13 protein-coding genes and 1 pseudogene are annotated in these 12707 nt (G+C 43.6%); 5 read left to right on the top strand and 9 right to left on the bottom strand.

Going from position 1 to position 12707, the window contains the following annotated elements; translation table 11 throughout:
* The 7 genes from NQ542_RS02210 to NQ542_RS02180 form a co-directional block, all read right to left on the bottom strand.
* Complete coding sequence (locus NQ542_RS02210) at positions 1–996, bottom strand: HlyD family secretion protein (protein WP_005640127.1); 996 nt, start codon at positions 994–996, stop codon at positions 1–3.
* 18 nt (positions 997–1014) lie between these two features.
* Complete coding sequence (locus tag NQ542_RS02205; protein ID WP_005640125.1) at positions 1015–2448, bottom strand: TolC family protein; 1434 nt, start codon at positions 2446–2448, stop codon at positions 1015–1017.
* Between the two features lie 74 nt (positions 2449–2522).
* On the bottom strand, positions 2523–3728 hold the full coding sequence (locus tag NQ542_RS02200) for an MFS transporter (protein ID WP_005640123.1): 1206 nt from the start codon (positions 3726–3728) through the stop codon (positions 2523–2525).
* Between the two features lie 417 nt (positions 3729–4145).
* Complete coding sequence (locus NQ542_RS02195; RefSeq protein WP_005640122.1) at positions 4146–4679, bottom strand: FHA domain-containing protein; 534 nt, start codon at positions 4677–4679, stop codon at positions 4146–4148.
* Positions 4680–4855: 176 nt separating this feature from the next.
* The gene (locus NQ542_RS02190) at positions 4856–5383 is read right to left on the bottom strand and encodes an outer membrane beta-barrel protein (RefSeq protein WP_005640120.1); all 528 of its coding nucleotides are present in this window, start codon (positions 5381–5383) and stop codon (positions 4856–4858) included.
* A gap of 27 nt (positions 5384–5410) precedes the next feature.
* The gene (locus NQ542_RS02185) at positions 5411–5941 is read right to left on the bottom strand and encodes a hypothetical protein (protein ID WP_005650336.1); all 531 of its coding nucleotides are present in this window, start codon (positions 5939–5941) and stop codon (positions 5411–5413) included.
* Positions 5942–6187: 246 nt separating this feature from the next.
* Positions 6188–6661 carry a DUF4425 family protein gene (locus NQ542_RS02180; RefSeq protein WP_005650338.1) on the bottom strand — a complete coding sequence of 158 codons (474 nt, stop codon included), beginning with the start codon at positions 6659–6661 and terminating at the stop codon, positions 6188–6190.
* Between the two features lie 892 nt (positions 6662–7553).
* Between NQ542_RS02180 and NQ542_RS02175 the strand changes: the two are divergent.
* Positions 7554–8105: pseudogene (locus tag NQ542_RS02175) on the top strand (sensor histidine kinase); the annotation flags it as partial.
* An 18-nt stretch (positions 8106–8123) separates the two neighbouring features.
* On the opposite strand, the gene NQ542_RS02170 reads toward NQ542_RS02175, so the two are convergent.
* Together NQ542_RS02170 and NQ542_RS02165 are read right to left on the bottom strand one after the other, a co-directional pair.
* Positions 8124–9002 (bottom strand): NAD kinase, encoded by an 879-nt coding sequence (locus tag NQ542_RS02170; protein ID WP_005640113.1) that lies wholly within the window; start codon positions 9000–9002, stop codon positions 8124–8126.
* Between the two features lie 46 nt (positions 9003–9048).
* A complete protein-coding gene (locus NQ542_RS02165; RefSeq protein WP_005640112.1) occupies positions 9049–9708 on the bottom strand; it encodes a CBS domain-containing protein in 660 nt (219 codons plus the stop codon).
* An 85-nt stretch (positions 9709–9793) separates the two neighbouring features.
* On the opposite strand from NQ542_RS02165, the gene NQ542_RS02160 reads away from it, so the two are divergent.
* The 4 genes from NQ542_RS02160 (at position 9794) to NQ542_RS02145 (ending at position 12702) form a co-directional block, all read left to right on the top strand.
* Positions 9794–10510, top strand: a complete 717-nt coding sequence (locus NQ542_RS02160) for a pyridoxine 5'-phosphate synthase (RefSeq protein WP_005640110.1) — start codon at positions 9794–9796, stop codon at positions 10508–10510.
* Positions 10511–10559: 49 nt separating this feature from the next.
* On the top strand, positions 10560–11270 hold the full coding sequence (locus NQ542_RS02155; protein ID WP_005640108.1) for a MotA/TolQ/ExbB proton channel family protein: 711 nt from the start codon (positions 10560–10562) through the stop codon (positions 11268–11270).
* Positions 11271–11353: 83 nt separating this feature from the next.
* Positions 11354–11764: an ExbD/TolR family protein gene (locus tag NQ542_RS02150; protein WP_005640106.1), complete on the top strand. Its 411-nt coding sequence runs from the start codon at positions 11354–11356 to the stop codon at positions 11762–11764.
* Between the two features lie 83 nt (positions 11765–11847).
* Entirely contained in the window at positions 11848–12702 is an 855-nt protein-coding gene (locus NQ542_RS02145) for an energy transducer TonB family protein (RefSeq protein WP_005640104.1), read from the top strand.
* Positions 12703–12707 lie beyond the last annotated feature (5 nt).

The raw sequence follows: 12707 nt of genomic DNA, 5'->3' as shown, positions 1-12707 counted from the left end.
TCAATTATCCATTGTCAATTCAACCAATACCGACATTCCGGGGCGCAGCCCTTCCACCTTTCTTACAGGCAAAGCATGTACCTCGAACGTACGAAGATCGTAGCTGCCCGTCTGCTTAGTCGATTTCCAAGTAGCAAAACTACCTAAGGGGCTGACATAATTGATCTTGAATTCGATGTTCTTCTTGTCAATAGCCGGGATATCGGCAACAAACGTCCCTCCCATCGGAAAGAACGGCAGGCGGTCTTCACGGACATTCAGTACGATATGCACGTCGTCAAGCACGATCAAGTTCATGATAGGCATCCCTGCTCCTACCAGCTCTCCCCTTTTCGGGAAGATTGTCGATATCTGGCCGGATTCCGGGGCTGTCAAGCGGGCGTCCTGCAAGAGGGCTGCAACCTCTTCGACCGTGCCTTTAGCTGCGTTCACCAAAGAGCGGGCACTCTCTCTATCCTGTATTTGGGCGCCGTCGAGCGCCATCTGGTATTGGTTCCAGGCCGCCCGTTCACCGGCTACGGCAGCATCATATAAAGCTTTCACTTCGTCTCGCCGTTGCGAAGAAACAACGCTGTCCCTATACAGGACTTCAATACGGTTGTAGGTGGTCTTTGCCAGTTCGAGGTCCGACTTCGATTTGTTCCAGAGCTGCTGGACAGTGGCAATGATCTGCTTGCGCGTTCCCTCGTCTACCTTCTGGTTTTGGAAACGGGCGATACTTTCGAGAGCGTTCACTTGCTGGTATTTGGCAAGCGCTTCAGGGCTGTTGATGACAACAAGGGTGTCTCCGGCCTTTACATTCTGTCCTTCCTCTACTAGGAATGTATCGATACGGCCAGGCAGTTTTCCGGAGATACGTATCTCGGTTGCTTCGATTTGTCCCTGCAAGATCACAGGTTTATCCTTCAACAAGAACATACCCACGAAAGACAGGATGATTACGGCAATCAGCACTACTATAAAGGAGATCGCCAGATATTTCTTCGATTTGTCCATGATTATACGGTTTTATGTTTATAAGATCTCTGTTTTACCGTCCATCCGGTATTGGTGAAAAGCTTCGGGAATACCACAAATGGACAGGAGATTAGCAAGCGCCACATCGTATTGGTAGTAGGCGAGCAAGAAGGCGGTCTTCACCTTCGAGAGAACCACCTCAGCGTCTACCACATCCGACGAGGTCGCCATTCCTTCCTTGAAGGATTTCTCGCGGATACGAACCAGTTCGTTGCTCATCTCAAGCGTAGTATTTAACGCCTTGACATTGTCCATCGCATTCTGCATCTGGGAGTAGAACTTATCGACTCCTACCTGCAAATCGGTCACGGCTTTCTCTTTCCCGATGGCTAGCGACTGACTGGTCAGACGTGCCTGCCGGATACGTTTTTCCCGGTCGAGTCCGTCGAAAATGTTCCAGGTAAAGCCAACCCCGATCATCGTGCGCGGCATGAGATATTTGTCGACTCCATCCGCATAGAGAGTCTGCTTGCCGATCAGGGCGATATTGGGGAGATAACCTGAACGACCGATCTTCAACTGGTCGCCGGCGATATTTTCCTGTAGCTTCAGTTGGTTGACCAAGTAATTGTTAAAAGGGATCATCTCCTTGAAATAGTTGGCCGAGGGGATACTCTCGTTGATAAAAAGGGAAGTCGTCGTGCGGATCACCTGTTCTTCTCCTATGTTGATCAAGCTCTTGAGTGCCTGACTGGCGACTTCGAGGTCTTTCCGGGCGGATTCGAGTTCGCGCTTCGCCTCTTCCATGCTTACCTGGGCTACAAGACGCTCAGCCCGGTTGATCATCCCTTGTTGCTCTAACTTCAAAGCCTGGTCGTAATGGATTTTCAGGGAGTTGTAAGTTTCCGTCTTGACCTCGACAACCCGCTGGCCGAGACGTAAGCCAAAATAACTTTCGATCAGCAAAGTCTGTTGGTTCGCGCTTACCTGTTCGCGGTTGACTTCGGCAACGGAGACAAGTTTCTTGCCGATCTTGCCAGCATAGATGCGCTTGCCGCCAGTAAAAATGGGCCAGGTCAAGTTTGCATCGATCGACGTGATATTTTGCGAGATGAGCGGCAACGTCAATGTGTTTTGTCCAATCTTATCGAGAAGTGATGAGATAAACTGGTCGTTGGGCAGGATAGAATGGACATATTCTTTCGCCGGATCGGTGAACTGGTTCAGGGATTGGCGTACCTCGATCGGGTTCGACATATGCACATAAGCTCCCGCAGCACTGATAGTGGGATACCAAAAAGCATTGAGCTTCTGGTGTTCATTCTTCGCCAGCTCCACTTCCTTCCCGGCAATCCTGAGGCTTTTGTTCTCGCTTCGCAAGAGCGTAAGAGATTGCTCCAGCGACAAATCCATCGGCTCTGTCTGGGCAGAGGAAAAGACAGGAAGAAACCACAGCAGGGCGATGCTGAAGTGAGTAAAGTTACAAATCATAAATGTGTCTAAATTTAGTTTGTGCGAATTTTATGACTTATAACAAGGCGATCGCCTTTATTGTTCCCCAGCTACTACCGTTTCTTCTTAAGGTCAGGCAAGAACCACGTGACCAATCCGATAAGGGGCATATAGCCACATACGTTATAAACCGCCTCTATGCCATACCGATCAGCCATATTCCCCAACACAGCCGATGCAATCCCCGCTACCCCAAAGGCAAAACCGAAAAAAAGACCGGAGATCAGACCTAATTTATACGGTAATAATTCCTGTGCATACACTAGAATAGCCGGGAAAGCCGACGACAAGGTCAAGCCGACACAGAAGCTGAGAATCGTCGTCAGATATAGGTTTTCCACGTGAGGCATGATTAGTGTAAACGGGGCTGCACCTAAGATAGAAGCCCAGATCACGTACTTCCGTCCTACCCGGTCACCGATCGGTCCGCCTAACAGCGTTCCGATTGCCGTCGCAATCAGGAAAACAAAGAGATAAAGTTGAGAAGCTTGCACACTGACCCCGAACTTATGAATCAGGTAAAAGGTGTAATAGCTATTCAAACTCGCCATATAAATATATTTGGAGAAGATTAGGATCAACAGGATCGCTATCGAGAATACGGTCTTTCCCATCGGGAGTGGTCTGCAGACACTCGTCTTAAGCGTTTCTCCTTCCGCTTTCCTCAACCGGAGCAGGAAACTTTTATACCAATGCCCAACAGGGATCATCACCATAATCGCAGTAAAAGCCAGGATCGTAAACAAGGCGATATGCCTCCGCCCGTAGGGGGCGACAAAAACGGCTGCAAGCAACGGTCCCAACGATCCTCCCAAGTTTCCTCCGACCTGGAACAACGATTGCGCCAATCCTCGCTTTCCACCCGATGCGAGTGAAGTCAACCGGGAGGCCTCCGGATGGAAGACCGACGAGCCGATCCCTACCAATGCCACCGAACAAAGGACTAATGGCAGCGTATTGGCAAAAGCCAAGCTCAACAACCCCACAAGCGTAAAACTCATCCCTGTCGGCAACGACCATGCCGAGGGCCATTTGTCAAAAAAAAGTCCAGTCAACGGCTGACATACGGATGCAGCCGACTGGTAGACAAGCGTTATCAACCCGATCTGGGCAAAGCTCAACCCTAAATCTTCCTTAAATAGTGGATAAACAGCCGAGATAACGGACTGTAATGTGTCATTCAAGCAGTGACATATGCTCAAAGCGACCAGTATACGGAAAGTGATCCCCGTAGTGGCCTGTACCTTGTTCTGTTCCATTAATTAACCTCATTGCCTCTTTCGATTACAAAAGTACATATAAAAAAGAGATCTGTCAGAAAGATTGTTCGAAATATCCGATTTAACACTTACATTTTAATACAACGCCAAGATTACAGACTAACTGATAGCCTTTTAAGGTCTATTTGACCATAATTTATGAAACTTTCGTTTAGTATATTTGTAGTTCTTTATGTAAAAGGGCGTGAGCCAAACCCGATATGAGTTGTTTTATATTCGAAGTCGAATACAAAAGCATGAATAATGATTCTTTAGCTTAGTTTACTGCCCCCGGAGTCGAAAAGGATTTTTGCATCCATCTCTCCCGAAACCTACGCCAATTTCCCTATCTCCCTTATCGCCTTGATGTAGAGGTCAGTTTCACTCCGGACAGTATCTAAGTTCAAATAGAAAAGGCTACTCTTCCTCCCCTCCCGGTACATGAAGAATAAAGGTGGTAGCACCGATCGTTACAATGGCGCCTTCTCCAACCCGCACCTGTTCTTTCTTTCCGACAAGTACGCTGCACAGAAATGTTCCGGTAAGACTCGGGAAATCGCGCAATGTATAAATGAGCTTTCCTTCCTTATCTTCTTTCACATTGATCACACAATGTTTACGCCCCATGCTAGGATCGCTTGTGATGATGGGGACATCGACTCCGTCAGTATCTTTATTGCGGCGGCCGATCACGTTATCACCCATTACAAGTGGAAGTTCCTGTTTGAATCCAAAGACATTTTCGATTACCGTAATATAGCCGCAGGAGAAGTCAGGTTCCTTCACCTCTTTTTCCTGTCCCGATTCGGTACGGACTATTTTTCGTCCTAACTTGATCTTAAACTGAGAACCACATTGCGGGCATACGAACGCCAACACTTTACCTTCCGGATATTTCGTTTCGTCAAACGCTAACTGATTATCACACTTGGGGCAGAAAACTCTCTTCATATCTTATTTTTGGATATCGACATATAATTCTGCGCAAAGATACGGTTTTTATTCATAAATAGATTTCATCTCGCAGGTGAAAGAAAGAATATTGGATGCGATTTGGGCTTGATCCGGAATCGCATCCTGTGAATTCTGACAAATTTCCTTTTATAGTTCCTTAATTAAGGAGTAAATTAAAATCGATAAGCAAATCCCAAATTAAAAACAGCTTGATCAAAATCACTAACTAACTGATATCGCAATTCGAAATTCATAATCCAATTACTTGTCAACACAAAATCGGCTCCACCACCAATATTCACTCCTACTCTACATTCATTATGATGGTCATCGTCCTTGTCAATATGAATATGATCTCCATCCACATCTATATCAAATCCATCGCCCAAATCAAACATCCAATTGGAAAATGTAAAACCAAATAAAGGATATAATTTGACACTCCTCCCCACAGGACATAAGTAATGAAGATTCATATTCACGTCCAACATACTAACATTGTCATTTTCTATAAAATAATTCAAAGACGGTTCGAGACGTATGGGGTTAGTTATGTTATATTGGTATTTCAACCCTAAACCAATACTTTCAATTTCTGTCCCATAACTCAATCCGAATCCAATCGCTTGTCTGCCTTTTTGAGCATAAATGTTACTCAACATAACAAACAATAGTCCTAAAAAAATTAAAATCTTTCTCATTTCAATATACTTTTATATCTATAAATGTTAATCATCATCGTCATCCCAATCATCATCGTCATAGCCATCGTGCCATTTATGATGTTTATGATGTTTGTGGTGTTTATGTTTTTTATGATGCTTATAATGGTGTTTATCGTGATGATCACAATACGAGCAATAATGTTCATGCCAACAGTTACTATGATAATGAATCCTGTCATAAAAAGGCTTGTAACATGTTGATCCCGGTCTTATACCTATCTCTATCAATACGCGATCCCAACCATGTCGATGATAACGTTTATAATAATCACAAACATCCCGCATATGCCTACCGGAAGTTCTGGCTATTTCAAGAGCCAAACCGACATTCCCCCAATTTCTTCCGCACCGCCTGTAATAATCATCCAATGAATTATTGGACATATTATATTCTACACATAAACGCTTTCGATAATCTGATAGCTCCACTGAGGCATATTTATTTGCCCTGCTTATAAACAGAGATAACCTATCCTGTGCAAATACGGAACAAGAAAAGGCTACTAATAATAGTATGATTTTAAGCTGTCTCATATTTCGCAAAATTATTGAATTGATAAATACTATTAAAGTTGCAAACATAAGCATAAAAAAAACAATAAACAATCTTTTCTTACTAATCACGGCAAGTCTTAACCATCAATAAAAATAAATATCCAACAGCAGCAATATCATTTTTTGCATTAATCTTTAATATTCAAATACAAACAAAAAAGGCTATCCTAATTTAGACAGCCTTTTTTGATTTCTTATTAAAACAGTATCAATAATACTCCTTATTTACTTTGCAGTTGTCGATACACTAAAATTTTCTATCAATATCTCACCTTTAGTTTCATATTCTTTCACCAATTGGTTTACTTCTTTTCCATCTATATAAGCAGTAACCAGCACCTTCAGTTTTTTACCTGATACATCTGAAGTACTTGTTACAGAACCTGCACAAGTCATAAAGAAAGCATCATCCCCTGTCTGACAGGATACCTTAGCATCTTCCATTCTTGTTACTGAGTGCGATTCTCCTAAATACTTACCGTCCTCATCATACAATTTCGTAGGCCCACTAGTCGTATTAACCGCCCCAAAAACAAGTCCTAATTCAAACGCGTCTATATCACCAGATTGTTCCACTACAATTTTGTGTATACCTGTATCAATTACTCCTCCCTGATCATCATCGTCACTACAACTAACCAATATCAGACCTAAAAACAAAGCAACAATGCCTAACAATGAAAATCTACCTTTCTTCATACTTTTGTCTTTTTTAAATTTACGGCACAAAAGTAATACATTCATTCAAGAATGCAACATTATTCAATTTTAAACAACCCACTTATCTTCAAAAATATAGAAACAAAAAATAACCCTCCCTTTTACATATTCCAATAACATTTGATTATCCGAATATTTCATTCGACCATTTTAAAACATCTATATAAAGTTCCTATCTCTTAACAAAGAACCTACGCTAAAAAAATATTATATACCCAAAATAGCAAAACAAAAAAAGGCTATCCTCACGGACAGCCAATCTTCATTGTTAACCTTAAATCTAATACCATGAAAAACACAGTGCAAATATATGAACTTTATGTTATGTAGCATACATTTTTACTTGGAAAATTCATTTACTTAACCATGTTTAACAAAATCATGCTACAAAACATAATTTTAGATACACATTTAGCTTCTTCGAGAACCTCCAGTTCCGGCTTTGTATACAAAAACAGCATATTCGCATAACTTTATCCGAGTATCAAGAATAACAATCCATTTATATTCCCTAATTTTACAATGTTTTACGAAATCACATGATTATCATAACTTTTATCATAAATAAACAAACCAATAAACGAAATATACAAAAGATCACAAGAGACGGAACAAAAGAAAAAACAGATCTGTTTTGAAATTGGCGTTAGGATCTTATATGCAATAGATTAATGTTTTATATGCAACACAATAGACATCATATGCAAAAAAACGGATATGCCTCATTTTCCTACACACAACCCTTTGAAAAAAGAGCTGAACCTGGAAAATATTTACCAGAAGCTTCCGATAGGTATCGAGCTATACGACAAAGAAAGCAATTTGATCGATACCACGAATGAAATAAATATACGGGAGAAACTGCATGCGGCTGAACAAGAACAGCGACCTGCTCTTACAGCTGATCAACGATATTCTCGATTTCTCAAAAATAGAAGCCAGCACATTCGACATTCATCCGAAGAAGTTCGACTTCAAAGAAATTTGCGAGGAGATCTATGCCGTCCATACCTTAAAAATACCGGATCATGTACGCTTCTCTTTCAACCGGGACTTACCCTCCGTCAAACTTAACTCCGATCCGAAACGGCTCACACAGGTAATCTCCAATTTCCTGACCAATGCAATCAAATTCACATCCAATGGCGAAATCAAACTGGATTACCGATTGAAAGAAAATAAGATATATGTATCCGTAACAGATACCGGCATCGGAATCAGCGAAGAAGCATGCAAAAACATATTCGACCGTTTTGTCAAACTGAATGCCCACAAGCAAGGAACGGGTCTCGGACTATCCATCAGTAAAAGCATCATAGAAAAACTAGGTGGTAATATCGGTGTCTGCTCCACTTTAGGAAAAGGTTCCACATTCTGGTTCACGCTTCCGCTAGCAACAAACGGAGTATCGGACACACGATAACACAAGGGAGAGGAAGGCCTATTTCATCCTCGTATCGGCTCCCCACATGAGTTTTTCACGGAGAGTCTGATAAAAAGTATGGTTATATCGTTTGATCACCTTGGTCGTATAATCGGCTTTACTCACCCGCAGCTGTATGCCGGTCGGGAATATCTCGGAACGCCCATCAAGGGCGATCAGAAAATATTTGTTCCGGCTTTCCACTCCCAGGGTGATCGTAAAGGAATCCGGAATTACCAGCGGACGGACATTCAACGAATGAGGTGCGACCGGACTCAACACCAAATTCTTACTTTGCGGAATGATAATCGGACCGTTCACACTCATCGAATAGGCCGTCGAACCTGTCGGTGTAGAAATGACTAAACCATCAGCCTGATAAGACGTCAGATATTCCCCGTTAAGCGCCGTATGGATCGTAACCATGGAAGAGGTGTCCCGCTTCAGGATCGCAATCTCATTCAAGGCATAATTATAACCGTGAAACACCCGGTCTTCCGTATGAAGGCGCAATAAAGTACGTTCTTCCGTCTTATAGTAGTTTTTAAATAATTCGTCCAGTGTATCTTCAATATCATTGCTCGCCACATCCGCCAGAAAACCGAGGCGGCCGGTATTGATGCCCAAAATGGGGATATCCTGCTTATTCACCCTGGCGGCAGTACGCAGGAATGTCCCGTCTCCTCCCAGACTCAACGCCACATCCAAATCAAACTCGTCGCTTGTCAAGATGCCCGATACCGGCGGTTCATAGTTCAATGCATCCGTAAGGAAGAGATAAAAGTCACGGTCCACGAAAACCTCAGCCTCCAAAGAAGCCAGTTTTTCAAACAAACGCTTAATCACAAGTTGCTTGTCCGCCTGATACTCACTGCCAAATATTCCAACCTTCTTCATCCCCGATTCGTATTTTTCTAATTGTCAATTATCAATTGTCAATTGTTTATATGTTCATATAACGGACCAATTCTTCCATCCGCTGCTGCAACAGGTCGTCCACCATTCCTTTTTCCATGAAATAATAGAGGACAGTATAATTAAAACGCTCAAAACTACGGATCACAGGAGAGACGTCTTCCAGATCTATTTTGATAATCAGATGCAATCGTCCGGTCGTCTTATCCGTATAGGAAAGCAGGCTCAAGATATGCGCATTATTCGCCTCGATCAAACGGGCGATATCCGTCATCGAATAATCCTGCGGCATCACTTCCAGCACAAAAACACTTCCGGCCGTATCGGCATTGCAAAGCTCGGACAGGATATCGATCAGTTTATCGCGCGTAATGACCCCGCGATATTCTCCCTCCGTACTTACGACCGGAAGGAGGCTCAACTGATAGCGAGTGACCAGTGCCAACGCCTCATAGATATGGGTATCTTCTTGAACACTCGGTGAAAACAGAACCGGATCACCGATAATAGCAGTTGGATCAGGCATCGCCAACAGGTCTTTTTCCGAAACCAGACACCGATATATGTTTTCGCTTAACAATGGCAGATGCTTTAACTTAAAATCATCCATCAAGGCTAATGCGTATTCCCCAGTGTCAAAACTTTTTAACACCGGAAGTTCCTTCGTTATGAAATCTTTCACCAACATTCTTCTGTATATTCCCTAAATACTGCTAAATTTGCCGATACTTTTGTGCAAATGTAATGAAAGAAAAAAGATATAACGATATACGATGACAAATTTAAGTGTAAACATTAACAAGGTCGCAACCATTCGCAACGCACGCGGTGGCAATGTACCAAACGTATTAAAAGTAGCATTAGACTGTGAAACTTTCGGTGCACAAGGGATTACCGTTCATCCCAGACCGGACGAACGTCATATCCGATACAGCGATGTGTATGCCTTGAAACCGGAAATAAAAACAGAGTTTAACATAGAAGGTTATCCTTGCGAGAAGTTTATAGACCTGGTTCTGAAAGTAAAACCGACGCAGGTGACACTAGTGCCGGATGCTCCCGATGCCATCACATCAAATGCAGGTTGGGACGTGAAAGCCCATTTCGACCAGTTGAGCGAGTTAGTCGAAACTTTTACCTCACACGGTATCCGTACTTCCATATTCGTCGGAACGGATCTTGAGAATATCGAACTGGCTGCCAAGACAGGAACCGACCGCATCGAGTTATACACGGAACCTTATGCGACCCTCTACCCTGTAAACCGCGAAGAAGCAATCGCTCCTTTCATCTCTGCCGCCGGACTTGCCAAAAACTTAGGATTAGGCATAAATGCCGGTCATGACCTGAGTTTGGAAAACCTGGCTTATTTCCATCAAAACATCCCGGGACTGGATGAAGTTTCCATCGGTCATGCTTTGATCAGCGATGCTCTCTATTACGGGCTGAAGGAAACAATCCGTTTATATAAAGAATGTCTCGTCTATTGACAATAGACAATTAACAGATAATTCATAAATCACAAATCACAAATCAAATATGAGCATTTTACTTTCCCTGCAAGCAGTAGGGGCACAAACAGCAGAACAAATGCCGGACCTCACGGCGGTAACAGCACCCACGGAAGCTGAAATCAATGTAATCGACCTGGCTTTTAAAGGGGGGTGGATTATGGTTGTCTTATTGCTATTGTCGCTGATGGCATGTTATATATTTATCCAGCGCCTGATGGTCATCCGCCGCGCCGGTAAGGAGGATGAAACATTTATGAACCGCATCAAAGATTACATCCATGAAGGGAAGGTTGATTCGGCCCTGAACCTGTGCCGAAGCACCAACACCCCTTCCGCCCGTATGATCGAGAAAGGTATCACCCGCTTGGGACGCCCGATGAACGACGTACTGGTTGCCATCGAGAACGTGGGTAACCTGGAGATCGCCAAACTCGAAAAAGGATTCCCGCTGATCGCCACGACAGCCGCCGGCGCTCCCATGTTGGGTTTCTTAGGTACGGTAACCGGTATGGTTCGCGCCTTTTTCGATATGGCTAATGCAGGAACGAATGTAGACGTAACCTTATTGTCGGGCGGTATCTACGAAGCGCTGGTAACAACGGTAGGTGGCCTGGTTGTCGGTATCATCACCCTGTTTGCCTACAACTATCTGGTTTCGCAGGTAGACAACGTGGTAAACAAGATGGAAGCCCGCACGATGGAATTTATGGACTTATTGAATGAACCTGCAAACTAAAGATTTATGATTTGTGATTTATGATTTATCCCGACACAGATACAATCATAAATCACAAATCATAAATCATAACTCAAAAAGTTATGGCTTTAAAACGAAGAACAAAAGTAAACGAAAGCTTCAGCATGGCTTCCATGACGGACGTCATATTCCTGCTGTTGATTTTCTTTATGGTTACCTCCACCGTCGTGATTCCGAACGCCATCAAGGTGACGCTCCCACAGGCACAAAAGCAGACTGCTGCCAAGCCACTGACGCGTGTCACGATCGATGCGAATCTGAATTACTATGTCGCTTTCGGTAACCAGCGGGAAAAACAGGTGTCTTTCGAAGAGATCACCCCATTCCTGCAAGACAGTTATGCAAAAGAACCGGAAATGTTTGTAGCCTTGTATGCAGACGAGACGGTCCCTTATAAAGAAATCGTACGTATTCTGAACATCGCAAATCAGAATAAATTCAAGATGGTGCTTGCCACCCGATCACAAAAATAGTTGAGATTTATGAATTCTGATTTATGATTGATGCGTCGATGATAAATCAGAATTCATAAATCATAAATTATAATTCATAATTCATGAAGTTAAATAAAGATGACATATATGGCATAGCGGGTTCGGTGGCATTCCACCTGTTCATCCTGCTGATTCTGGGATTCACGGTTCTCAAAACCGTCGTTCCCGATGAAGACGGCGGTATATTGGTGAACTTCGGAAATGTCAATGCGGCAGCCGGGACTTTCGAACCGAAATATACCGGACAGGAACCTCCACAAGAAACGACTCCTCCTCCCCCTCCCGTTCCGGAACCGAAGGTAGAAACTCCTAAGGAAGATCTGGTGACGCAGGAGATCGAAGAAAGCGTCGCAATCGAAGAAGCAAAGAAGAAAAAAGAAAAAGAAGAGCAACGCAAGAAAGAAGAAGAGAAAAAACGGAAAGAGGAGGCTGAAAAAGAACGCATCCGCAAGGAGGAAGCCGAGAAGAAACGCCTTGCCGAAGAACGCCGCAAGAAAGAACAGGCCATCAGCAACAAGGTCGCAGGTGCTTTCGGAATAGGCAGCCAAGAAGGGAACAGCCAGGGAGATGCCGGATCCGGAACCGGCAATCAGGGTAGCCCGTTCGGAAATTCCGACCACGGGGCTAATGAAGGTGTTGGCGGATATGGTTCGTTCAACCTGAACGGACGTTCGATCGGAGCGGGAGGTCTACCACGCCCAGCTTACACGATCCAGGAAGAAGGACGAATCGTAATCAACATTACGGTAGATCCGAAAGGAAATGTTATATTTGCAGAAATAGGCAAAGGTACCAACATCGACAACGGTTCCATGCGCAAGAGCGCCCTGGACGCGGCCAAACGCGCCAAGTTCAACAGCATCAGCGGAGCGAACAACCAGAGTGGTACGATTACCTATCTGTATAAACTTAAATAATTTAT

The sequence above is a fragment of the Parabacteroides merdae ATCC 43184 genome (genome assembly GCF_025151215.1).
In the GTDB taxonomy this organism is placed as follows: domain Bacteria; phylum Bacteroidota; class Bacteroidia; order Bacteroidales; family Tannerellaceae; genus Parabacteroides; species Parabacteroides merdae.
This window is presented reverse-complemented; position numbering and strand designations above follow the sequence as displayed.